Source organism: Chryseobacterium sp. PCH239, from assembly GCF_018924625.1.
Classification (GTDB): domain Bacteria; phylum Bacteroidota; class Bacteroidia; order Flavobacteriales; family Weeksellaceae; genus Chryseobacterium; species Chryseobacterium cucumeris.
On the sequence record NZ_CP073027.1, the window covers coordinates 1,446,778 to 1,472,469 of the forward strand.

General features: G+C 37.3%; 17 protein-coding genes and 1 pseudogene. 3 read left to right on the top strand and 15 right to left on the bottom strand.

Features of this window, described 5'->3' with window-relative positions:
- Positions 1-564: 564 nt before the first annotated feature.
- From guaA to KBP46_RS06710, 10 genes and pseudogenes are all read right to left on the bottom strand, one after another.
- Positions 565-2,093: pseudogene (gene guaA / locus KBP46_RS06665) on the bottom strand (glutamine-hydrolyzing GMP synthase).
- 173 nt (positions 2,094-2,266) lie between these two features.
- Positions 2,267-3,505: a phosphoribosylamine--glycine ligase gene (gene purD / locus KBP46_RS06670; protein WP_062670807.1), complete on the bottom strand. Its 1,239-nt coding sequence runs from the start codon at positions 3,503-3,505 to the stop codon at positions 2,267-2,269.
- An 89-nt stretch (positions 3,506-3,594) separates the two neighbouring features.
- Positions 3,595-5,112, bottom strand: coding sequence for a bifunctional phosphoribosylaminoimidazolecarboxamide formyltransferase/IMP cyclohydrolase (gene purH, locus KBP46_RS06675; RefSeq protein ID WP_062670810.1), 1,518 nt, complete (start codon positions 5,110-5,112; stop codon positions 3,595-3,597).
- A 175-nt stretch (positions 5,113-5,287) separates the two neighbouring features.
- Entirely contained in the window at positions 5,288-5,854 is a 567-nt protein-coding gene (purN, locus tag KBP46_RS06680) for a phosphoribosylglycinamide formyltransferase (RefSeq protein WP_120230574.1), read from the bottom strand.
- A 74-nt stretch (positions 5,855-5,928) separates the two neighbouring features.
- On the bottom strand, positions 5,929-6,921 hold the full coding sequence (purM, locus tag KBP46_RS06685; protein ID WP_062670814.1) for a phosphoribosylformylglycinamidine cyclo-ligase: 993 nt from the start codon (positions 6,919-6,921) through the stop codon (positions 5,929-5,931).
- 289 nt (positions 6,922-7,210) lie between these two features.
- Positions 7,211-7,762, bottom strand: a complete 552-nt coding sequence (locus KBP46_RS06690) for an NADPH-dependent FMN reductase (RefSeq protein ID WP_062670816.1) — start codon at positions 7,760-7,762, stop codon at positions 7,211-7,213.
- Positions 7,763-7,799: 37 nt separating this feature from the next.
- Entirely contained in the window at positions 7,800-8,528 is a 729-nt protein-coding gene (locus KBP46_RS06695; protein ID WP_034696330.1) for a pirin family protein, read from the bottom strand.
- A 458-nt stretch (positions 8,529-8,986) separates the two neighbouring features.
- Positions 8,987-10,405: an MFS transporter gene (locus KBP46_RS06700; protein WP_216444970.1), complete on the bottom strand. Its 1,419-nt coding sequence runs from the start codon at positions 10,403-10,405 to the stop codon at positions 8,987-8,989.
- A complete protein-coding gene (locus KBP46_RS06705; protein WP_216444971.1) occupies positions 10,405-10,923 on the bottom strand; it encodes a nuclear transport factor 2 family protein in 519 nt (172 codons plus the stop codon). The genes KBP46_RS06700 and KBP46_RS06705 overlap by 1 nt, the downstream gene beginning before the upstream one ends.
- A gap of 9 nt (positions 10,924-10,932) precedes the next feature.
- On the bottom strand, positions 10,933-12,792 hold the full coding sequence (locus KBP46_RS06710; RefSeq protein WP_216444972.1) for a glycoside hydrolase family 13 protein: 1,860 nt from the start codon (positions 12,790-12,792) through the stop codon (positions 10,933-10,935).
- A 203-nt stretch (positions 12,793-12,995) separates the two neighbouring features.
- Between KBP46_RS06710 and KBP46_RS06715 the strand changes: the two genes are divergently transcribed.
- On the top strand, positions 12,996-13,985 hold the full coding sequence (locus tag KBP46_RS06715) for a sterol desaturase family protein (protein WP_062670824.1): 990 nt from the start codon (positions 12,996-12,998) through the stop codon (positions 13,983-13,985).
- Positions 13,986-14,042: 57 nt separating this feature from the next.
- Here the strand turns inward: KBP46_RS06715 and KBP46_RS06720 are convergent, their stop codons facing one another.
- The 4 genes from KBP46_RS06720 to KBP46_RS06735 form a co-directional block, all read right to left on the bottom strand.
- Entirely contained in the window at positions 14,043-16,199 is a 2,157-nt protein-coding gene (locus KBP46_RS06720; RefSeq protein WP_062670825.1) for a glycoside hydrolase family 97 protein, read from the bottom strand.
- 80 nt (positions 16,200-16,279) lie between these two features.
- Entirely contained in the window at positions 16,280-17,395 is a 1,116-nt protein-coding gene (locus KBP46_RS06725) for a SusE domain-containing protein (RefSeq protein ID WP_216444973.1), read from the bottom strand.
- Between the two features lie 18 nt (positions 17,396-17,413).
- A complete protein-coding gene (locus KBP46_RS06730) occupies positions 17,414-19,015 on the bottom strand; it encodes a RagB/SusD family nutrient uptake outer membrane protein (protein ID WP_082798702.1) in 1,602 nt (533 codons plus the stop codon).
- An 11-nt stretch (positions 19,016-19,026) separates the two neighbouring features.
- Positions 19,027-21,780, bottom strand: coding sequence for a SusC/RagA family TonB-linked outer membrane protein (locus tag KBP46_RS06735; RefSeq protein WP_062670829.1), 2,754 nt, complete (start codon positions 21,778-21,780; stop codon positions 19,027-19,029).
- 335 nt (positions 21,781-22,115) lie between these two features.
- Between KBP46_RS06735 and metG the strand changes: the two genes are divergently transcribed.
- Together metG and KBP46_RS06745 are read left to right on the top strand one after the other, a co-directional pair.
- Positions 22,116-24,152 carry a methionine--tRNA ligase gene (metG, locus tag KBP46_RS06740; protein ID WP_062670831.1) on the top strand — a complete coding sequence of 679 codons (2,037 nt, stop codon included), beginning with the start codon at positions 22,116-22,118 and terminating at the stop codon, positions 24,150-24,152.
- Positions 24,153-24,216: 64 nt separating this feature from the next.
- On the top strand, positions 24,217-24,633 hold the full coding sequence (locus KBP46_RS06745) for a hypothetical protein (protein WP_216444974.1): 417 nt from the start codon (positions 24,217-24,219) through the stop codon (positions 24,631-24,633).
- A 217-nt stretch (positions 24,634-24,850) separates the two neighbouring features.
- Here KBP46_RS06745 and KBP46_RS06750 read toward each other — a convergent pair whose 3' ends face one another.
- A complete protein-coding gene (locus KBP46_RS06750; RefSeq protein ID WP_062670835.1) occupies positions 24,851-25,555 on the bottom strand; it encodes a bifunctional 2-polyprenyl-6-hydroxyphenol methylase/3-demethylubiquinol 3-O-methyltransferase UbiG in 705 nt (234 codons plus the stop codon).
- Between the last annotated feature and the right edge of the window lie 137 nt (positions 25,556-25,692).

Consider the following 25,692-nt stretch of genomic DNA (forward strand, 5'->3'; position numbering starts at 1 on the left):
GAAAAGCTATATGCTTTACAGGTAAAAATATTCTGCATACATTTCGTGATATAGAATATATTATTGTCGATACGCTATCTAATCCGTATTTGACTGTAGATCCTGATATTTATAATGCTTATTTTGATTTTATAGAAAACCTGAATGCTTTTTCTGCGGAAGATTTTTATTTTTACAATGTAAATTAAAAATCATTCTTGTCCGATTAAATTAAATTTTTATTAGTTGATGAAACCATACGCAGTAATTTTACTCATAAGCGTCACCATTATGTTTATTTTAAGAATCTTTTATGCTGATACATCAGTCAATGTTTCGCATAATTTAAACTTGTTTTAAGCATCTGAAATAAAACCCCAGGAAGCAAAAAGTTTTATTTACTTCTATTTAATAGGTACTATGTTAACAAGTTATGTCATTTTCCATAAACATATACTCTTCAAGCTGATATATTGCTTGTTAATTGCTTTAAATATTTTACTGATCATTTCTTCATTGAAACAGTTTTAACAAAAAAATCCTACCCAAAATGGGCAGGATTTATATTTAAATTCAAGTCAAAAATTATTCCCACTCAATCGTTGCAGGTGGTTTGCTTGAAATATCGTAAGCTACTCTGTTGATCCCTCTTACTTCGTTGATGATTCTGCTGGAAACGGTATCCAGGAACTCGTAAGGAAGTCTGCTCCACGTTGCCGTCATAAAGTCGATGGTATTGGCAGAACGAACTACAGCTGTATATTCGTAAGTTCTTTCATCACCCATTACTCCTACAGATTTTACAGGAAGAAGTACTACAAATGCCTGAGATACTTTTCATAAAGATCATTTTTGTATAATTCTTCAATGAAAATATCATCAGCTTCCTGAAGAATTCTTACTTTCTCAGCATCCACAGCTCCCAATACTCTGATTCCTAATCCAGGACCTGGGAAAGGGTGTCTGTATACCAGGTGATGAGGAATACCCAATTCTTCTCCTACTCTTCTTACTTCGTCCTTGAAAAGCTCTCTTAATGGCTCTAATAATTCGAATTCCATATCTTCAGGAAGTCCTCCAACGTTGTGGTGTGACTTGATTACTGCAGATGGTCCATTAACAGACTGGCTTTCGATAACGTCAGGATAAATGGTTCCCTGAGCTAAGAATTTAGCACCTTCAATTTTGTGAGATTCTTCGTCAAATACGTGGATGAATTCGTTTCCGATGATTTTTCTCTTTGCTTCAGGATCGTCTACTCCGGCTAGTTTTGAAAGGAATCTTTCTTTAGCATCCACCATTTTAATGTTCATATGGAAATGCTCTCCATACTGATCCATTACTTTTTTCCCTTCATCCTTTCTCAATAATCCCGTATCTACGAAGATACAAGTCAACTGATCACCGATGGCTTTGTGGATCAAAACAGCGGCTACAGAAGAGTCTACACCTCCTGAAAGTCCAAGGATTACTTTGTTGTCTCCTACTTTCTCACGGATTTCCTCAACTGTTTTTTCAATATAGTTAGTCAGTTTCCAGTTTTTCTCTGAGTTACAGATGCTGAAAACGAAATTTTCAAGCATTTTTCCTCCTTCTTCTGTATGAGAAACTTCCGGGTGGAACTGAACGCAGAAGATTTTTTTGTCTTCATTGGAGATAGAAGCAATTACGCCTGATTTCGCATTTAATTCAAAACCTGCAGGCAATTCTCCTACTTCGTCAAAGTGGCTCATCCAAACAACAGAGTTCTGAGTAACTCCTTTTAATAAAGAGCTTTCTTTAACGATCTCTAAGTTGGCTTTACCGTATTCTCCTTTCTCTCCTTTGTTTACTTTTCCTCCTAAAAGGTGAGCCGTCATCTGCATTCCGTAGCAGATTCCCAATACAGGAACTCCCTGCTCGTATAATTCTTTCTCAACCAGGTGAGCATTTTCTGCATTTACAGAACTTGGTCCACCGGATAGGATGATTCCTTTTGGCTGTTTTGCTAAAATATCTTGTAATGGTGTATTGTAAGGCAAGATTTCAGAGTACACGCCCATCTCACGGATTCTTCTTCCGATAAGCTGGTTGTACTGGGATCCGAAATCTAAAATAATAATACCGTTGTTCATTTTTGATAATTGATAAATGATGATTAAATTAAAAGCTTTAAGCTATAGGCTTCAGGCAATAAGCTTTCTATAACGCAATAAGCATGCTGCCTGTAGCCTAAAGCTTATTGCTTACTTAACTGTTTTACAAAAAAAGACTTGGATTAGCTCCAAATCTTTTTTCGTGATTTTTATTAAAACTTTCCGATGTCTTCTCTATAGAAGCCGTAATCGAAATGTACGTGACCTGCGTCTTCGTAAACTTTCTTGCGGGCATCTTCGTAAGTAGCTCCTGTAGCCACAATGTTCAGTACTCTACCGCCATTGGAAACTACTTTATCACCTTTGGTGACAGCTCCTGCGTATAACAGTTTACTGTGTTTCAGTTTGTCTTCTCCTGTAATTTCGAAACCTATTTCGATATTTCTCGGATATCCTCCTGAACACATTACCAAACAAACTGCCTTTTCGTCTTTAAACTTAAGCTCAATATCTTTTCCTTCCATACAATCCTGAATCACATCCAGAAGATTGTTTTCCATCAACGCCATCAATACCTGAGTTTCAGGATCTCCGAATCTCATGTTGTATTCAAGAAGGTAAGCTCCGTTTTTCGTTACCATCAATCCGAAGAAGATGATTCCTTTAAATCCGAAACCTTCAGCTTTAAGACCTTTGACAGTAGGTTCTAAGATATTTTTCTCAAAATCTGCATAGTGCTCCTGAGTAAATTCCGGGCTTGGTGCTACTGAACCCATACCTCCTGTATTAGGTCCTGTATCTCCGTTTCCAGCTTTTTTATAGTCTTTTGCTGCTACACATGGAAATAATTTTTCTCCGTTAGAGAAAGCAATGATAGAAGCTTCAAAACCTTGTAAATATTCTTCAATAACTAAACGAATACCAGCATCACCATAGATTCTTCTGATCATGAAATCGTGGATTGTGGCTTCAGCTTCTTCAAGGTTGTCACAAATAACAACGCCTTTTCCGCCAGCTAAACCACTTGCCTTGATTACCAAAGGATACTGCTGTGTCTGCACATACTCTTTAGCTTCGTTATATGAATCAAATACTACAGCTTTAGCTGTTTTGATATCATAGGTCTGCATAAATTTCTTAGAGAAAGCTTTACTTCCTTCCAGGCTCGCTACTTTTTGAGTAGGCCCGAAAACCTTAAGATCATGCTTTTTAAATTCGTCCTTGATACCTGCTACAAGAGGAGCTTCAGGACCTACGATCGTAAGATCAATTTTTTCTTTAATAGCGAAATCTCTAAGTTCTTTGATTTCTGATAAATGAACATTTTTCCCTATTACATCGGTAGTAGCATTCCCGTTGGCAAAAAACATTTTAGAAATTCTTGAGTCATTCTGAAGCTTTGCCGCTAAAGCAGATTCTCTACCGCCTTCACCTATGATTAATATTCTCATACTTTATTTATTATCTAGTCTTAATTTACAAATATATAATTTTGAATGCTAAAAATACAATCCCTAATTATTTTTTAATTCTATTTTAATTAGTGGAAAAAGTGTCTGACACCTGTAAACATCATTGGAATACTGTGCTCGTTTGCTGCCTCAATACTATCCTGATCTTTTACACTTCCACCTGGCTGAATAATCGCCTTGATGCCTTCCTGAGCGCAGAAATCTACTACATCACGGAAAGGGAAAAATGCATCTGAAGCCAGTACTAAATCTCCTGAGAATTTTTCTTTTGCTCTTTCGATCGCCTGCTGTGTTGCCCAGATTCTGTTTACCTGTCCGCCACCGATACCGAATGCCTGAATTCCGTTGGAAACTACGATTGCATTAGACTTCACATATTTTACTACTCTCTGAGAGAAAAGTAATGCTTTTTTCTGCTCTTCTGTAGGCTGTACTTCAGTTACCACTTTGATATCATCTGAGAAGTGAAGGTCATTATCCTGAACAAGGATACCTCCGTCTACTTTCACCCAGGTCTGTTTGTCAGAAACAGGGTTTACGATTTTGATGATTCTCAGGTTTTTCTTTTTTCTTAAAATTTCAAGAGCTTCTTCATCAAATTCAGGAGCCATTACAATTTCAAGGAAAGTTTTGTTGAGCTCTTCCGCTGTTGCTGCATCAATTTTATAGTTCATTGCAACAATTCCGCCAAAGATGGAAACCGGATCACATTCAAATGTTTTCTGATAGGTTTCCAATGCTGAAGTTCCGATCGCAACGCCACAAGGGGTAGAGTGTTTTACGGCACAACAAGCCATTTCTTCTTTGAACTCAGTGACTACTTTCCAGCAAAGGTCCATATCACGAAGATTGTTGAAAGAAAGTTCTTTACCTCCAAGCTGTTCAAAGTCTTTCATCGCTCCGTTTTCGAAAGTAGAAACGTAGTAAGCTGCTGTCTGGTGAGGATTTTCTCCATATCTTAGATCTGCTACTTTTTTATAAGAAGCATTCAGATAAGTAGGATATTCTTCATCTAAAAGCATTCTTGAAATAGCCGCATCATATGCAGAGGTAAGGTTGAATACTTTTCCTGCAAGTTTTTTACGGGTTTCGATATACGTATCACCGTTTTGCTCCATTTCAATTTTCACTGCTGCATAGTCTTCAACATCAGTGATTACTGTTACAGAATCAAAGTTTTTCGCTGCAGAACGAAGCATTGAAGGTCCACCGATATCGATAAACTCTACTTTTTCATGTAAAGAAATGTCTTTGTTTACATTTTCAAAGAAAGGATAAAGATTTACGATTACCATGTCAATCAGACCAATTCCGTGCTCCTGAACGGTTTTCATGTGCTCTTCATTGTTACGAACAGCCAACAATCCACCGTGAACTTTTGGGTGTAAAGTTTTCACTCTTCCATCCAACATTTCAGGGAAATTGGTAACCTCATCAATCTGAATAGGATTTAAACCAGCGTCTTTCAAATGTTTGAACGTTCCTCCTGTAGAGATCAACTCATAATTCTGAGCTTCCAAAAACTGTGCGAATTCTATTAATCCACTTTTGTCAGAAACACTGATTAAAACTCTCTTTTTACTCATTTTACTTTCAATTTTTTACTTTTTACAGCTATTTCAAACTGTGTCCGGGTCTTTCACCTCCGAACTTACTTTTATTTTACTTAGATTTCTTTTTATTAATGTAACAATGTATCAGTCCAGCAATGTAACAATACCTTCAACATTGGTAAATTGGTACACTGATACATTGTTATATTTATTCATTTCCCAGGACCTTATTGATCGCTATCGGAAATATTTCATATTCAATCTGGTGAACTTTCTGAGCCAGCGTTTCAGGAGTGTCCTCAGCGGTTACTTCGAAAGACTTCTGAAGAATAGCTTCTCCTTCGTCAATCCCTGGTGTCACAAAATGTACAGTTGCCCCACTCTCTATTTCTTTCGCTTCAATAACTGCATTGTGAACGTTCATTCCCCACATTCCTTTTCCTCCGAATTTCGGAAGCAAAGCCGGGTGAATATTGATTATTTTACCATTCCAGTTTTCACAGAATTCAGATTTTAAGATGGATAAAAATCCTGCCAATACAATCAGATCTGTATTTTCAGGGATTACTTTGGCCAATTCGCTGCTGAAGTTCTTTCCTCTCGGAATGAGTATGTTTTCTATATTGTGATTCTTTGCTCTTTCCAGTCCGAAACATTCTCTGTCTGCTACCACCAGAGTTACTTTTGCATTCCGGATTTCTCCTGAGTCAATAGTATCAATGATTCTCTGCAGATTGGTTCCTGAACCGGATACGAGTACAACAATGTTCTTCATTATTCAGATGTTAGATGTCAGATTAAAGATTACAGACTTACATCTGATATCTAAGATCTGAAATCTGATGTCATTTAAAATTTCAAATTGATTTTCTCTGCTCCTTCAGTGATTTCACCGATTTCGTAAGCGTCATCTAAAAGGTGTAATACTTTTTCAGCATGTTCAGCATCTACAACGATTACCATTCCTACACCCATGTTGAATGTTCCGTGCATTTCTTCACGTGCCACTCCACCTCTTTTTTCAAGCTCAAGCATCACACTAGGAATTCTGATTTTTGATTCGTCGATAGAAGCACAAAGTCCTTCAGGAATAATTCTTGGAACGTTTTCGTAAAGACCACCTCCTGTGATGTGGGCAATTCCTTCTACTCTTACTTCTTCCAATACTTTGTGAATATCTTTGTAGTATAGTCTTGTAGGAACTAAAAGCGTCTCGTATAATGGTTTTCCTTCAAACTCTTCTTCAAAGTCCGGGAATACTTTTCTTACTAAAGAGAATCCGTTTGAGTGGAATCCTGAGCTTGGCAACGCAATAATTTTATTTCCAGCTTTGATCTTAGAACCGTCAATGATCTGGTCTTTTTCTACGATTCCTACACAGAATCCTGCAACATCATAATCTCCGGGCTGGTACATTCCAGGCATTTCAGCAGTTTCACCACCAATCAATGCACAGTTGTTATCCTTACAAGCGGCAACCATTCCTAAAACGATTTCTGCAGCGATTTCTGAATCAAGCTTTCCACAAGCCAGATAATCCAGGAAGAATAAAGGTTTAGCACCGTGGCAAAGAATATCGTTGGCACACATTGCGAAGCAATCTACCCCGATAGAATCGTATTTTTTGGTATCTAAAGCTACTTTCAGCTTTGTTCCTACTCCATCTGTTCCTGATACAAGAACCGGATTTTTGTATCCTCCGATTTCATAGAAAGCACCAAAACTTCCCAAGTGGTTCAGTACATTGGAATTGTGGGTTTCACCGACCGCTTTTTTGATCTTGTCAACCGTTTTGTATCCTTCTTCTTTGTCTACTCCTGCTGATTTGTAAGTGTTGCTCATGTCTGCTTAGATTTTTAGATATAGGATTTCAGATCTCAGATTTCAGATGATTCTTATCTTGTATCTGACGTCTTGCGTCTTCTTATCTTTTAATATTTCAATTACTTTTATACTCGATTTTAGAAAACAAAAAAGCCGACAATCTTTTCAGATTATCGGCCGTTATTTTATCTCAGAATTTCAGAGCCCACAACTTTCCCTTTATGAGAAAAACATTGTTTATAGGAGGTCTGAATTTTCATCTCTTTTCTTTTTGCAAAAATAGTAATTTTAAATGAATATTCAAATTCTATTTTTCAAGGATTGTTTCAATGGCTGCAATCTTCTTAATTTTTTCTTTTAACTCACTGTCTTTCTCTTCATTAGAAATTTTCTGAGCGGCTTTATCAAAGTTATCATTAAAGAAAGGAAGTGAAAAAGTTTCCACCACATTTCCTCCGTGGAAAGGGAAACGCTTTGATGCTGCTTCCAAAACACCTGCCCCACCTCTACCTCCGGGAGATGTAGACATCAATAGCATAGGTACTTCATTCCAGACTGTTCTGTCTTTGATTCTGGATACCCAGTCGAACACATTTTTGAATGCTGTAGAATACGTTCCGTTGTGCTCTCCCAAAGAAACAAGTAATACATCAGCACCGTCAATTTTTGCTGCGAAATCATGAGCTTCCTGTGGAACACCGCCTGCTAATTCTCTTTCGTGTTTATAGATAGGCATTTCGAAAGGGTTTAAATCGATTACTTCTACTTCTGCATTTTCAAATAACGTTGATGCATAGGCTACCAACTGCTTGTTCATTGAAACTTCTGAATTACTTCCTGCTATTGCTAAAATTTTCATAGGTGAGGTTTATTTTTAAGATTACAAATTTAGTTTTTTATTTAAGATAAGACGGCAGTTCCATAGGTACTTCCATTAATAATACTTCAGTGTCTTCCACGGCTTCTATATTAAAGCTCTGTGTATCCCAGATTCCCAACCCGTCTCTTTCATTCAGAACGCGGTCTCCGATTTTTGCACTACCTTTTAAAACAAATGCATACACTCCGTTTCCTTTTTTGTTTAGCATATAATTTTTACCGTTTCCTTTTTTAAAGTTGGCCAGATTGAACCATGCATCCTGATGAATCCAAACTCCGTCATCATTTTTATTGGGAGATAAGATCTGTTGGAATCCATTGATTTTTTCTCCTTCTTTGATACTTTTCTGATCGTATCTCGGTTCAACATTCTGTTCTTTTGGGAACACCCAGATCTGAAGGAATTTTACTTCTTCATCTTTATTTTTATTGTATTCGCTGTGCATGACACCTGTTCCGGCACTCATCACCTGGATTTCTCCTTTTCTGATTACTGCTGTGGTTCCCATGGAGTCTTTATGTTCCAGATCTCCTTCCAAAGGAATGGATATAATTTCCATATCTCTGTGTGGGTGTGTTCCGAAGCCCATTCCCTGCGAAACGGTGTCATCGTTCAATACTCTTAAAACTCCGAAGTTGGTTCTGTCTCTGTTTTGATAGTTGGCAAAACTGAATGTATGGTAAGAATTTAACCATCCGTGGTTGGCATGGCCTCTTGAATCTGCTTTATGATATACTGTTTTCATTTTCTGTGATTATTTATAGTACAAATGTACGAGATGTGGGTGTTTAAAAAGTTGATGTAGGTTAAGAAAGGAAATTGGAGAAGTAAAAATGGTGAAAAAGTGAAAATATAGGCTAGGTTGGATTACGCAAAGACGCGATTTTTTGCATTTGATATGTTTTTAGGGCGCAAGGATTTTATCTGGGATAAAATTTTATACTGGATATTTTTTCTTCCAATGATTAAACAAGTGCAAGCATCTGTGATATCTGTGAAAATCTGCGGGAGATTATTGCAATCTTAAGATCAAAAAAATAATAAGCATACGAAGGATAGGTTTTAAGTTTTGGCTCTAAAGCCAATTGATGGATGTTTAAAAAGAAAGCGGGCTAAAGCCCGCTTCTATTGAATTTTATGATGCTATTTTAAATTAAATTTCAAAACACATCACATTACTTATTTCTAACCTCTATTTTCTTATTAAAAATGTACCTGCTTGATTTCCTCTTCAATTTCCTTAGGGGTTTCATCTTCGGATTTCACAAAAATCATGGTTACTACGGCTCCGATCAGCATGCAAACACCTCCTACGACAACATAATCCATCGCCTGTTTTCCGAAAATCCCGCTTACGATAGGACCTCCGAACAAACCATTGATGATCTGAGGAATCACAATAAAGAAGTTGAATATGCCCATATAAACCCCCATCTTCCGTTGTGGAATCACCTCAATAAGCATGGCATAAGGCATTGCGAGAATACTTGCCCAGGCAAAGCCTAATCCAATCATGGAGATCCATAAATTGTTGACATCCTTAATGAAATACATGGAAACCAGTCCCAAACCTCCACACAATAAAGCTAAAGCATGAGTCTGTTTTTTACCAATCAGTTTAGCGATAGGTGTTAACAGAAACGCAAACGGAATCGCCCAGAGATTATACATTCCGAAAAGTTTTCCGGTAAGGTCTCCAGCATCATTGAATGCCTTGGAATGGGTATCTTCCGGGGAAAGTCCAAAATGATGGGTTGCCAGAGCACTGGTGGTAAATACCCACATGGTAAACAATGCGAACCATGAGAAAAACTGAACAATTCCCAGCTTTTTCATCTGCAAAGGTATCGCTGCAAAGTCTTTAAAAATATCTGAAAACTTAGAGTTATGTTGGTCTGCGTCTTTTCCAACTTCAAAATCAGCAAATTCCTGTGGGGAATACTCTCTGGTTGTCATGATGGTGTATAGAATTGATATGATAAGCAATGCAGCACCGATATAAAAAGAATAAATCACATTATCTGCTACAAATCCTGCTGGTGCTTCATTGGAAATTCCCATTTTCGTTAACCAGTCCGGCAGATAAGATCCTAATACCGCTCCGATTCCAATCAGAATTGTTTGTACAGAAAACCCTATCGTACCCTGATGTTTCGGGAGCATATCACCCACCAAAGCCCGGAAAGGTTCCATGGCAATATTCACTGAAGCATCCATCATGGCTAAAAATATTACCGCTAACAAAAGTGCATTGGCGGCAAACATCTGAGTAACGGATGCTGCATTAGGAAGGAGAACCAATCCTATCGCGCATAAAACAGCGCCAATCAGGAAATAAGGTTTTCTTCTTCCCAGCGGACTCCAGGTATTGTCTCCCATATGACCGATAATAGGCTGGACAATCAGACCTGTAATGGGAGCTACTAGCCAGAACCAGGATAATTCGTGAACATCAGCTCCTAAATTCCCCAAAATACGGCTCGCATTTCCATTTTGTAACCCGAATGCCATCTGAATTCCCAGGAATCCCATGCTCATATTGATAATCTGGAGCATCGATAGGTCTGGCTTTTTTCTTTTCCCGACTGCCCCAGTATCATATTTCCCCATCATGATTGCCATTATGATTTCAGTTTTTGAATTAATGCATCTTCAATAGGTGCTTTTTCCGTAACCACTTTGTCTACCACCTCATTAGGAACTGTCACAGAAAGAACATACTGTCTTACCTTCCAGCTTCCATTGATTTTCTCTACCACTCCTGAGCCTCTGCAGATCTTCATCTGTGTATCCAGCAATTCGTCAAACCAGGCCAGTTTCCCATCTTTACTGAAATAAATATTTCTTTTAAGAGCTTTAAAGTTCCAGGTTTTCTTTTTGTCAAAGTAAGGTTTTGCCCAAACCATAAATGCTTTTTTATCCCAGATTTCAGTTGCATCTGTTCCGATGAAGGTAGATTCCTCTGCAAACAGATTAAAATAGGCATCGTAATCTGCTTTTGCCGCCATTGCATTAAAGGTATCAAGCATGGTAGTGATTTCCGATTTTTCTTTTTCAAATCCGGTCTTCGACTGTGCTGTAAGTAAAGAAAATCCCAGTAAAAAAAGGATTAATGTATAAGCAGTCGTTAGTTTTTTCATAGGTAATTATTATTTTTCTAATTCAATGATGAATGGTGTCTTTGCAGGGATATTCATACTGTTTTGTAATGAAATTTCTTTTCCTGAAATTACTTCTTTTCCTTTTGTATATCCATTCAGTGATTCTGCGAATCTTTTCAGATCTAACGTCTGATCTTTTTCATTATTGTTGATGGCCACCATTACACTTTCTTTTTCATTATATCTGAAATACACAAAAACGCCATCCTGAGGAACGAAATTTTTAGTTTTTCCATGATGTATCACGTCTTTACCTTTTCTCCAGTTTAATAATTTCTGAGTAAACCGGAAAAATTCTTTCTGCTCCGCAGTTTGAGCGGATGGATTGAAAGCGTTTTGTGTATCAGATTTCCAGCCTCCTGGAAAATCCCTGCGGATATCCGCATCACCACCAGTTTTTTTATCACCTCTCATTCCTATTTCTGATCCGTAATAAATCTGTGGAATTCCTCTTACTGTCGAAATCAGAGTGAGTGCCATTTTATATGCATCAGGATTTGCATTAAAGATTTCATTCCATCTTTCGGTGTCATGATTTTCAAAGAAAACAAGGGTATTATTGATATCCGGATAAAGGAAATCGCTGGTAAAAGAATCGTAAATACGGATCATTCCTTTATCCCAGCTTTCTTTTTCTTTAAGGGCTTTAGGCATGTTTTCAAACAGCATAAAATCCATCACCGATGGTAAATTTGAATTGTAATTTTCTATCGCCCCGATCTTCGAATTTTTCTGCCACGCGGCAATTTGAGCTGCTGTATACAGCCATGTTTCCCCTACAATATTGAATTTCGGATATTCATCGGTGATCGCCTTTGCCCATTTTGCCATGGCGTCTTTATCATTGTAAGGATAGGTATCTACACGAAATCCTCCCAGCTCGGCATATTCGATCCACCAGATAGCATTTTGGATCAGATATTTCAGGACCAATGGATTTTTCTGGTTGATATCAGGCATCGTTGTATCAAACCATCCGTCCAGGGCATATTTTTTATCAATATCCGAAGCATTGGTATCAAACTGTGTCGTCGTTTTATAGTTTGACCGTTTAAATCCTTTTTCTCCTTCATCAAACCAGTGTATCCAGTCTTTGGAAGGAAGATCTTTAATCATCCAGTGGGAGCCGCCCCAGTGATTGGTTACATAATCCATCACTAACATCATCTTTCGCTTATTTAGCTCCTGGGATAATGTTTTATAATCTTCGTTGGTACCGTAGCGTGCATCAATTTTATATAGATCGGTCTGAGCATAACCGTGATAGGAATACACTTTTTCGTTATCCTCATTCACGGGAGTCAGCCAGACTGCTGTAGCTCCTAAATTCTGGATATAATCAAGATTATTGATAATCCCGCGGAGATCTCCTCCATGTCTGCCGTTGGGAAGACTGCGATCTGCTTTTTCGGTAAGCTCCGGTCTTGAATCATTCTTCTCATCACCATTGGCAAAACGGTCCGGCATGATCAGATACATGAGATCTTTTGAAGTAAAAGATTCACGATCAGCAGATCCCGGATTCCTTTGTTTCAGCTCATAAGTGTATGAACCCATATTCTTTTTGCCTTTCTTAATATTGATAGCAAACTTCGGAACGTTTATTTCGTTGGTATTGACTGTAATAAAAACATAGTTAGGATTATCTACTTTCCTTATGTCTTTGATCTGTATGCCATCTGAAAGCGTAATCTCGTTATTAGCCACTTCTTTTCCGTATACAAGAATCTGAAGTTCAGGATTTTTCATCCCCTTCCACCAGAAAGCAGGCTCTACTCTTTCCAGATTTTTCTGGGAAAAAGCAAAAGAAGCTATCGAAAGGGCGAATGCTGCATATATTGTCTTCATATTAGTGTTCAATTTAGCATTAAATTTTCATATATACGTTCAAAAATGTAACGGAAAGTCTCTTTTTTTAATCTTCATTTCTATAAGATTATCAGATTAAATGACTTCATTTTAATTTTTATAAAGAATAATTAAATTTTTCACAAAAAATTCATGCATAAACTTAATTTCCCATGCTTTTTATGTTTAGTTTTATAGAAAAAATGTTGGATTTCAGCAATATGTTCAAAACTGAAGGACCGGATGTTGTTTACACATGGACAATTCCTGTGTTTGCTGCTATAATTTTCCTGGAAATGGCCTACAGTCATTTTAATAAAGAGAAAATATATGAGACAAAAGACGTAGCAACAAATGTACTTTTCGCCTTGCTTAATTATGGACTAGATATCATCATGAAGGGTTTCTCCTTATTTGTTATGATGTTTTTTTACCAGCACCGTCTTTTCGACTGGCAGGAGGGGATCTGGTACTGGATTGCCGTATTCCTGGCTCAGGACTTTGCGTATTATGTTCATCATTATGTAGATCATCATTCCAGAGTTTTCTGGGCGGTACATATTACTCATCATAATTCTGATTATTTCAATATCAGCACGGGATTCAGAAGCCCTGTATTTCAGCCGTTGTACAGGTATTTATTTTTCTCTCCACTAGCTTTCATGGGTTTTCATCCGTGGCATATTCTGGTAGCCTACTCTTCTATACAGATTTACGGCACGTTTGTACACACCCAATCGATTAAAAGTATGGGATTTTTAGAATATATCCTGGTGACACCTTCTCATCACAGGGTACATCATGCCTGCAATATCAAATATCTGGACCGCAATATGGGAATGGGACTGATTATCTGGGATAAAATTTTCGGGACTTTTGAAAAAGAAGATCCTGAAGTTCCTGTAAAATATGGAGTTTATCCGAAAATAAAATCCAAAGATCCCGCAACGATGCTTTTCTATGAATGGAGAAGAATAGGGAAAGATATCAGACAGCCGGGAATTTCTTTTAAAGACCGCCTAAAATATCTTTTTTATTCGCCGGGATGGAGACATGACGGAACTGGAAAAACCGTCAAACAGTATCAGAAAGAATATAAAGAGAAAATAAAAACTCCTGTTAAAGTACAGGAACAACTATTAGAATCTGAAAATCAATATTCCCAGCTGATTCAACACGCAGAGGATAAATAAAAATACCCCGGCCATCGAAAATCCGATAAACCGGGGCACCTTAGTGTATCTTTACAATTATTTTACTGGTTTAATTGAAATTGCGAAACCGCCGCTTCTTACCATTTTAAAATTAATTTTCGACTTACTTGTAATCTCTTTTTTGTAGATGTTATAACTTTGAGGGTTATCGATATAATCAGCATCTTTTCCATCTTCATAGATGGTTGCCTCATATTTCTTTCCTTTATCCAGGAATGAGAAGTCTACAGTATACTCACGTTTGTTTTCATCCGTGATACCTCCTACAAACCAGTTTTCAGTGCCTTTTGCTTTTCTCGCTGTAACTACATAATCACCAGGCTCAGCAGCTAAGATTTTTGTATCATCCCAATCTGCTGCAACATCCTTAATAAACTGGAATGCATCCATATGCTTTTTGTAGTTCTCGGGAAGATCCGCAGCCATCTGAAGCGGCATATACATCGTTACATAAAGTGCTAACTGCTTTACCAGAGTAGTTTTTACAAAACGGTTATCTCCAGGGAAATAATAGTCAAGTTTTGTCTGGAAAATTCCCGGCGTGTAATCCATAGAACCTCCCATCCATCTTGTAAACGGAAGAACCGTCTGATGATCCGGCTTATTTCCTCCGAAAGCTTCATATTCCGTTCCACGTGCTGCTTCTGCAGAAATATAGTTTGGATAAGTACGGCTTTCTCCTGTAGGACGTACGGATTCGTGAGAATTCACCATGATTTTATAGTCGTTTGCTTTTTCAGCAATTCTATAATAATGGTTGATGGTCCATTGAGAATAGTGATGTTCACCTCTAGGAATGATATCTCCTACATATCCGGTTTTCACGGCATCATAACCGTATTTGTTCATCGTTTGGAAAGCTTTATCCGCCCATCTTTCATAGTTCGTGGCAGAACCTGAAGTTTCGTGGTGCATGATCAGCTTGATTCCTTTTGAATGCGCGTATTCATTCAACATTTTAATATCAAAATCCGGGTAAGGAGTAATGAAATCGAAAACAAACTCTTTTGAATGTCCGAACCAGTCTTCCCAACCGATGTTCCATCCTTCGATCAACAATCCCTGGAATCCGTTTTCTGCTGCAAAGTCAATATATTCTTTAACTTTTGTATTGTTGGCAGCATGTTTTCCGTTTGGAGTTAATTTTGCAAAATCTGTTTTACCTAAATGGACATTTTCAGCGGTAGAATAAGCCCATTGTGATTTTCCAATAATCATTTCCCACCAGACTCCCATGTATTTTGTAGGGTGAATGTAAGAAGTATCGGTGTACTTTGTAGGCTCATTAAGGTTGAAGATCATTTTAGAATCCATCACCTGCTCTGCTTTCGGAGCTACAATAATTGTCCTCCAAGGCGTTACTGACGGAGTCTGAATATATCCTTTCGCTCCCTGTCTGTCGGCAGTCAAATGCGTTTTGAATTTAAAATTCTGTGCATCTACCTCAAGGTGTGAAGCCGGATAATCCAATACAGCTGCTTCTGCAACGTTAATATACAATGGCTCTTTTCCTTCTTTTTTAAGCATCAATGGAGACTGCACTGCATTTTTCACCAATGACTGTGAAGCGTTGGCATCATATGCTTTATCCCATTTTGAAGGGATTTCGGATACTTTTGTTTCCTGATACTGATACTCCTGAGAGTCATAATCTGCAACCATCCACCATGCCTTCATATCGGTAGGGAAATCGATTTCAGAATCTTCTTCTCTGATGACGAAATAATTAAGGTTTTTCTGTTGTGGGAATTCATATCTGAAACCCAATCCATCATTGAATAATCTGAACTTTACCACAATACTTCTGTCTGTAGAAGCCTGATTCAGGGTGACTGCCAGTTCGTTGTAATGGTTGATATAATTTTTCTTTTCTCCTAAAACCGGCTGCCAGGTTTCATTTTTGGAGTCTCTTTTTTCATCTGTCTTTGCAAAACCGTTGTTCAGATCGTATTTTGCATCTTCTGGTTTGGCAATTTCAGAAGCGAATTTTATGGCTGTGTCTTTAAATAATCTCAATCCCAATTTAGAATCTTCCACCACTACTGCCCCATTGTATTTCAGGTTATAGTAAGGTACTCCTTCTTTCAGCTGAAAGTTCATTTCGAACTTTCCGTCCGGAGATTTTAAAGATTGGGCTTTCACACCTGTAAACATCATTGAGAGCAAAAGTGCTCCAACTGTAATTTTCTTCATAATGACTATTTATTAACTTAAAAAAATAAAGTGCTGCGGTAAAGCAGCACTTTGCTTTATTTTAGTTTGTTTAGTTTAATTTACAATTTAGTAATGGTTAACTTGTAATATGCTGAATTGTGTAGATCCAGTTCAATTTTATAATTACCTGCCTGTGAAACTTTATATCCAGGATCTCCTGTAACAGTTCCCTCTAAGCTTAAATAGGTCTGAACACCTGTCCCTGAAACTAAAGTCTGCTCTGCATCTTTTGGCTGGAACTTTATTGCCCAATCATCATTGGCTCTGAATTTAAATACTCCGGTATTGGATAAAGCAATTGAATTGATAACATATGTTTTGGTTGCAGGATTGTATACAAAGTCAGTATCTGATCCCCATCCCGTAGGCGTTGCATCACCAATAACTCCGAAGTTTGCTAATGTAGCAGAATAGGTATTTGCTGCCCAGTCTACTTTCATATAATAAGTTCCTGCTGCTGCCGGTACTATATCTGAACCATCAACTTTTAGTTTTCCGCTATTGGTTCCATCATCCCCTTTATTTCCCGGCCAATCCTGATTGATCGCAAATTTATATTTACCATTATCACCTGAAGCATCTTTGATGAAAATAAATCCTCTGTATCTATCATTTTTCTCAGGAGAAAACAGATTCGGTGAATTAGATGGAGTCCAGTTTGCATAACCAGCTGACCCTGCGTATGCTCCAGGAACATTGATCTTTGGATATACCAAATCAGGGTTTGGAGTATAAGGAGTTACTTTAAGAGCAATTACATTAGAATAAAAAGCTGCTGAGCCTACTGAAGTCTTCAATCTTACTTCGATATCGTTTACAACATCCGGAACTGCTCCAATGGCAAACATGGCGGCATTCAAAGCGGCATGTGTTGCAGAACCTGAAGTCATATCATTAGAAAAGTCAATGGCAGCACTTTTTTTGAAACCATCCCCTTTCATTCCAAATTCTACTTTCTGATTGGGAACTACAGCAATATTAAATGTTGGTTTTGCCCATGTAAAGCTTATTACGGCATCATTTGCATTAAGTTCATTAAGAACTATTGCACTTTTATCAGCAGATATTTTACCGGCAGATGTTTCATTAATAACCGCCTGATCTTCATCTTTTTCACAGGAAAAAACGATAAGACCTGTAAAAACCAGGGCTAATATTTTGAATAAATTTTTCATTTTAAACAGGATTTAAAATTAATACCCAGGATTCTGAATCAAATTAGGATTCGCTACAATATCTTTAGCAGGAATCGGGAACAGGTTTCTGTAGTTTTCTACTGCTTTTCCATCTTTTACATTTCCTTTCCATGGCCATAGATAATCCCCTGTGGTGAACTTATTGAAACGAATAAGATCACTTCTTCTGGTCATTTCCCATGATAATTCTCTGGCTCTCTCATCTAAAATGAAATTCAGATTGATAGAAGAAACATTTCCGCTTGTATCTCCATAAGCACGTTGTCTCAGTTGATTAATATAACCGATTGCTGTAGCCTGATTTCCGCCAGTTCCTCCTCTTAATACAGCTTCTGCATACATCAGATAAATATCTGCCAAACGGTACAATGGGATATCAGCCTCCACCCAGTTGGTATGAGCTCCGACAGATCCGTTACTTTTAACATTTTTAAACTTGATAAAAGCATAACCATCTGTAAATGAGCCTAAATCATTAATTTCTAGATTTTGCCCTGAAGTAAAGAATCTTCCTCTTTTGTCACTTCCATTATTAGGGAATAACCCTACAAATGCTTTTGTAGTTCTTAAACCACTCCATCCTCCATTCACTCCAAAATCAGCAGCTTTCATATCACCACCTATGGCAGCATGTACCAGATAAGTGGTCCCACCATTAGTCTGCGTATTGATTCCGTCAAAATTAACGCTTAAAATCTGCTCCGGATTATTGATATTATTATCAGCAAGGAATAAATCATCATATTTCGGTTTTAAAGAATATCCTGCTGCAATCACTTTATTACAGTATGTGATACAATCTGTATTTCTCTGAGTTCCAGTATAAACTTCAGCATTTAAATATAATTTTGCCAACAATGACCAAACAGCAGCTTTATCTGCTCTGCCATATTCATTTGTTTTAGGATCTTTTAACTCTCCTGCTATAGCAAGTAATTCAGATTCGATATAATTAAACAATGCTTTTCTTTCTATTCTTTGTGGCGGGTTTATAGATCCAGGCAGGTATGATTCATCTACAAAAGGAACATTTCCAAACATATCAATCGCATGAAAATATGACTGTGCTCTCAGGAAACGTGCTTCTGCTCTCATCAATTTTGCCTGATTAAGATTGTCTCCAGTAATATTATTGGAAGCTAACTTTTCATCGGTAACATTTCTTAAGAACTCATTACAAAAAGCAATTTCTGTATATATTCTATAGTACATAGCCGCAATAAACTCATTGGAGGCATCCCATGTCATTTTGTGCATGGTATGAAGATTTCCGTCATTCCATCCAATCACAGCTTCATCTGTTGTAACAACATTTAGTGTGTACATCAATCTGGTATATTGGGAAAAACCACCATTGATTCCGTTAATATCACTATCCGGCTGATCACCATCTCCACTTACCTGGCCACCCATTGCAAGTCCTCCATAAAGTTTTGCCAAAACATTTTTATAGTTAGCAAAATCCTTATAAATACTGGCTGAAGTAACATCTGTGATAGGTTCTCTTTCAAGATCTTTCACACAAGAAGTTGCTGTTAATAAAAATACTGCTGAAAGAGGCAATACTATATTTTTAAGTTTAATTCTATTTAGTTTCATTGAATTTTTATTTAAAATTGGAAGTTAAAACCTAAAGAGTAAATTTTAGGCATTTGGTAGTAACCGTTGTCTATTCCCCCAAAAACTTCAGGATCTACTCCAGAGTATTTAGTGATCACAAAAACATTCTGCGCCATCGCATATACTTTCAGGTTGCTTCCTTTGGTGAAGATTTCTCCGAAATTGTATCCAACATTGATATTATCCAGTCTCAGGAATGAAGCATTCTCAACATAAATATCAGATTTGTACTGAGGAACTGCAAACTTATACTGAGGAGCTGTAGAGAATACGTTCTGAAGGTATTCGTTGGTAGATGCTGACTGCAGTGAACTATTTGAAGCAGCATTATTATATACGTAGTTTCCTAATACGGCTCTTGCACTTAATGCAAAATCCCAATTTTTGTGAGAAACTTTAGTAGAGAAGCCTAAAATTGCATCCGGTGTAGTAGATTTGTAATAATACATATCTTTTGTATTGATTACTCCATCTCCGTTTCTGTCTACAAAGGCTCCGTCAACAGGTTTTCCGTTGGTATCATATACCTGCTGGTATACCCAGAATGAATTAGGTGCATATCCTACAGCATGAGCCTGAATTCTGTTTCCAGAACCTCCTTCAATACCTCCTACTTCCATGTTAAATGATTCGTCAGCTCTGTCTTTAAGCTTCGTGATAACCGGCTTGTAATGAGTAGCATTAAAGCTTACTTCCCAGGTGGTATTCTGGTTTTTAACAGGAATTACGGTAATACTTCCTTCAATCCCTTCATTTTTCATATCACCTACGTTCTGCCAGCTGGCATTACTTAAACCTCCAGCAGGCTCGTCAGCATATACAAGAAGATCTTTCGTATCCTTTCTGAATACATCTATTGATCCGGTAATTCTGTTTTTATTAAAACCAAAATCTAATCCTAAGTTTTTAGTGGTTGTAGTTTCCCAGGTAAGATTTGGATTATAGTTAGCAGGTCTGAACATAAAGTAGAATTCATTTCCAAACTGATATCCAGCTCCCTGATAACTTGGATTGTAGGCTGCAAAAGCCGGGTAATTATTAGGCTTGTTACCGTTAAGCGCAGGCAATTCCTGCTGGCCCGTTTTACCCCATCCCGCTCTTAGTTTTAATGTACTGATGGAAGATATATTTTTGATAAAATTTTCTTCATTAAGCTTCCAGGCTAAGGAAACTCCAGGGAAAACACCCCAAACATTATCTCTGGTACCGTTAAAGAATCTTGAAGAGCCATCTTTACGAACTGATCCTGAAATAATATATTTATTAGCTATGGTAAAAATAGCTCTTCCATAAAATGAAATCAGCGTATTTTGAGTTTTGAAATCTAAATCTTGCGAGTTAATTCCTGTTCCTCTATAAGTGATAGCTCCCGGAAGATAGATATTGAAATCCTGATAAGAATATCCTGCAGTAATGTCTACACCAGTATTAATAGCACTGATGTTTTTTACATAATTAAAATAGGTTTCCAAAAGCTTGTTTTTCTTTTCCATAGAATAGAAATTTGAGCTTCCTTTATCTTCGAAACCTGGTCTCAGACGAGCGTCTTTAAATTTATGTCCGTCACTTTTTGTATAATCGTATCCGGCATTTACATTGAAATGAAGGTCCGGAAGAAAATGAAACTTATAATCTAACTGAATATTTCCCAATCCTCTTAATACAGAGGAAACATCTCTTACCCCATTGATCATCCCAAGTGGGTTTGAATTGGCATTTACATTATAACCTGTTGCAGATCCTGAATCCAGCCATTCATAATACCCTCCGTAATTAGAGTTTCCTGAATACACCGGTTGTGTAGGATCAAAATAAGTAGCCGCCTTAATCACTCCGCCATCTACAAATCTGTTATCGGTAAATGTTCCCTTTGCATTTACATTCACTGATAAATGATTATCAAAGAATTTAGGGTTTAAGTTCAATCCTACAGAAGTTCTGCGGAAAGAATTTGATTTTACAATACCGTTCTGCTCATTATATCCTAATGATAAACGGTATGGCAGACCTTTAATCCCTCCTGAAAGGGCAACGTTATTATCGGTACCCCATGCTGCCTGATAAATCTGATCCTGCCAATCGGTATCAGCATTTCCAAGTTTGGTTTTATAACCTGCAGGTGCATACGTATTAACAAAATCTCTAAACTCCTGAGCATTTAATACATCTACCTTTCCCATTTTAGTAGAAACCGAAGTAACTGTTGAGAAATTAACTTTAAACTTTCCTGCTGTTCCTTTCTTGGTTGTAATGAGAATAACCCCATTGGAAGCTCTGTTACCATAGATCGCAGTAGCGGAAGCATCCTTAAGGATATCAAACGTTTCAATATCATTCGGGTTAATTAATGATAAAGGATCGGAAACACCATTCATTCCAACGAAATCCTGAGGAACTCCATCAATAACGATCAACGGAGAGTTTTCTCCACTTAAAGAAGAAGTACCCCTGATCCTGATTTTTGTACCCGATCCCGGAGCTCCACTGTTATTGGTAATCTGTACTCCTGGTGTTTTACCCTGGATCAGCTGCCCGGCAGAAGTAGCTCCTCCGTTGAAGTCTTTAGCCGTAACAGAAGTTATAGAACCGGTAAGGTCAGATTTTTTCTGTTTTCCATATCCAATTAGTACAACTTCATCAATCTTCTTCTCCTGAGGAAGAGAATCTTTTTTCTGCGCATGTATTACTGTACTGGCCAGTAAAAAAGCGGGCGCGATTTTTAATACTGTTGTAAAATTCTTCACAATCTTATTTTTTTATAGTTTCGTTTTTCAGTCATATTTTGGCCCAGAGCCAGACTCGCAATTTAAAAAAAAATTAGAATTATTATAAATTTAATATAATTTTAGTTAAAATTATGTATATTACGAAACCGATTTTAGTTAGTTTTTTAAAATCCAATAATTTACAACGTCTTATGCATTACATAATATTTGTTTTAAATTAAGAAAATGTTAAACAATTGTTTAACTTAATTTCATATTCAACCTTTCAAAATCGCTTTCTTCATCATAATAATGCCACTAATAGCGGTATTCAACAGATATTCCTTATCTTTGCAGTTAAAACTTTACTATAAATGTCAAACAGAAAGATGATTACGGCAGCTTTGCCTTATGCAAATGGGCCGGTTCATATAGGACATTTGGCAGGTGTTTATATTCCTGCGGATGTTTACGCAAGATTTCAGAGAAGATTAGGAAAAGATGTAGCGTTTATCTGTGGTTCAGATGAGCACGGGATTCCTATTACCATAAGAGCTAAAAAAGAAGGAGTAACTCCTCAGGATATCGTGGACAAATATCACGAGATCATCAAAAAATCTTTTTCTGATCTGGGAATTTCATTTGATGAATACTCCAGAACAACGTCTAAAAAGCATTATGAAACCAGTCAGGATTTCTTCAAAGTTTTATACGAAAAAGGAAAATTCACGGAAGAAATTTCTGAGCAGTATTTTGATGAGCAGGCAGGAGAATTCCTTGCTGACCGTTATATTGTAGGAACTTGCCCTAATTGTGGTAATGAAAACGCTTACGGAGACCAGTGTGAAAAATGTGGTTCTACCCTTTCTCCTTCTGAGCTGATCAATCCGAAATCAATGCTTAGCGGAAATGTTCCTATCCTTAAAGAAACAAAAAACTGGTATCTTCCATTAAATGAATACGAAGACTTTTTAAATGAGTGGATCATTGAAGGTCATAAAGACGATTGGAAGCCTAACGTATACGGACAGGTTAAATCTTGGTTAAATGACGGTCTTAAGCCTCGTGCCATGACCAGAGACCTGAACTGGGGAGTTCCGGTTCCTCTTCCAAATGCTGAAGGAAAAGTATTATATGTATGGTTTGATGCTCCTATCGGTTATATCTCTTTCACCAAAGAATGGGCAGAGAAAAACGGAAAAGACTGGAAAGACTACTGGCAGAGTCCAGAAAGTGATCTGGTACATTTTATCGGAAAGGATAATATTGTATTCCACTGTATTATTTTCCCTTCGATGATGAAAGCACACGGAGATTATATCATGCCGGCTAATGTTCCTGCTTTTGAATTCCTGAACCTTGAGAACGATAAGATCTCAACATCAAGAAACTGGGCAGTTTGGGCTCATGAATATGTGGAAGACTTCCCCGGACAGCAGGATGTTTTAAGATATGCGCTTCTTTCATCTGCTCCGGAAACAAAGGATAATAACTTTACATGGAAGGATTTCCAGACTAAGAATAATTCTGAATTGGTAGGGATCTTCGGAAACTTTATCAACAGAGTTGCAGTTCTTATTCATAAATATTATGACGGTGTTGTTCCACAAGGCGATGTAAACAGCCCTGAACTGCAGGAAATAAGTAAATCTGCAAAAGAAATCTCAGGATTCCTTGAAAATTATGAGTTCAGAAATTCATTAACTGCATTAATGAACCTTGCGCGTTTTGGAAACCAGTATCTTCAGACGGAAGAGCCTTGGAAAACCATCAAGGACAACCCGGAAAAAGCTGCTCAATCTTTATTCGTTGGAGCTCAAATAGCTGTTGCTCTGGCTCAGTTATGCGAACCTTTCATGCCTTTCAGCTCTGAAAAGCTATTGAACATGTTCAATGTTGAGAAGAAAGACTGGAACTCTATTGAAAACCAATCAGTATTAATTGAGACAGGTCACAAAATCAATGAATCTTCCCTTCTTTTCTCAAAAATTGAGGACGATGTCATCGAGGCTCAGATCCAAAAACTGGAAAACACAAAACAAAACAATAAAAAAACAAACCCTAACGCAAACCCTATGAAAGAAGAGATCACGTTTGATGACTTTACTAAAATAGACCTTAGAACAGCAACCATTTTAGAAGCTGAAAAAGTAGAAAAAGCAGATAAATTACTAAAGCTTACTGTAGATACAGGAGTAGATGTAAGAACTGTTGTTTCCGGGATTGCAGAAAGTTTCACTCCTGAAGAAGTAATCGGGAAGCAGGTAATGATTCTTCTGAACCTTGCGCCAAGAAAAATCAGAGGAATTGAATCTCAGGGAATGTTATTATTAACAACAAAACCAGACGGAAAATTATCTTTCGTAACACCGGATGACAGCAATGTTGAAAACGGTATTGAGATCGGATAATTAAAATCCTTATAAAGATAACAGGCTGTTTCACGAGAAGCAGCCTTTCTTTTATAGACAGCTTATGGTCAATAAAAATGTTTTAAGAAAGCTTTCCAATCAGGAATTAGAGGGATATTTAAAAGAAGGCAACCGCTTTGTTCCGGAGGCTGTTCAGGCAGCTTTTGAAATTCTGGAAGAAAGAGGGCGTATTTTCAATGAGCAGGAAAAAACAGCTGTTCAGCAATTAATTCAGCGTAAACAAGAAGCTGAAGCAGTAAAATTTACAGAAGAACGTGAACTTTGGAAAGATCATATCACTGAAGATACGAATGCTGTTAAACTTTTTCCGAGAGACCTTATCTTACTTGCTGGAGGACTTTTGGGAACAATTCCAGGAGCTTTATTGTTAGGACTGAATTTTGTTAAGCTTAAAAAGTATGGAGCAGCAATTCTAACATTTATTTTCGGAATTGTCTTTATGCCTATTCAGAATTTTTAGTTCCACTCATATATAAGGAAAGTATACAAGGATTTTTTACTTATAGAAAAAGTCCAGAATTTTTCATGGCTGCCGTAGGTGCTTTAATTTTACTGCTATTATGGGTTTTGTTTACACCAAAAAAGCTACCTTATAAGGCAGCTTCTTATATCTTACCAGGTATTATTTGCCTGATAATGTTAGCAATTATCATCAATTACCCTGAATGGTTTTCTGGTTATCTCTTAGTAAGCTTCGCTAAATAAGAATCTTCATCTTTCAATACTCTTTCTATTTTGAAACCATTATTTGTGGCAGCATTTTTCAAGGTATTGAAATCAAGATACAGCCAGGTAATCGGTTCTTCAGATTCCCCTTTATAATGAACCACATATTCCAGTTCTCCGTAGTATCCACCAGCCGGAATATACACTCCCCCATCTTTATCACGATCGAACATATAAAGAATATCCGTACTATCAATTAAAACCTGTCCTTCATCGTTCAGTAAAGTATGTAGTTTCTGAAGATAAGTATCAATTTTCGCAAGGCTTTCAAAAACTCCGGTACCGTTCATCAGCAATAAAATAGTATCAAAAGTTTCTCCGGAGAAATCAAGCATATTCTCACAAACTGCTTTTTTTATGCCTCTCAGCTTGCAAACTTCAACAGATTTGGGTGAAATATCCAATGCGGTAACCTCAAGATTTCTTTCATTTTGAAGGTATAAAGAATGAGAACCTGCACCCGCCCCGATATCCAGAACTTTTCCGTTGGATAAATGCAGTGCTTTCTGCTCAATATCATTCATTTCTTCAAAATCTCTGAATAAATAATCCACCGGAAGTTCATCCAGCTCAGAAATTGACGTTTCAGTCTGCAGATCTTCAGGATTGTCATTATGATAATAATCCCAGATCGCTCTGCCCATTAAATCTTTCATAGTGCAAAGATAATAGTTCAATGTTCAATGTTCAAAGTTTTTGGTTGAATGTTGCGGGTTTGCGAGATGCGGTTACGAGTTTCCAGGTGCAAGATTCGGTGTAGCTACAACTTTAAACCTTAAACCTTGAACTTTAA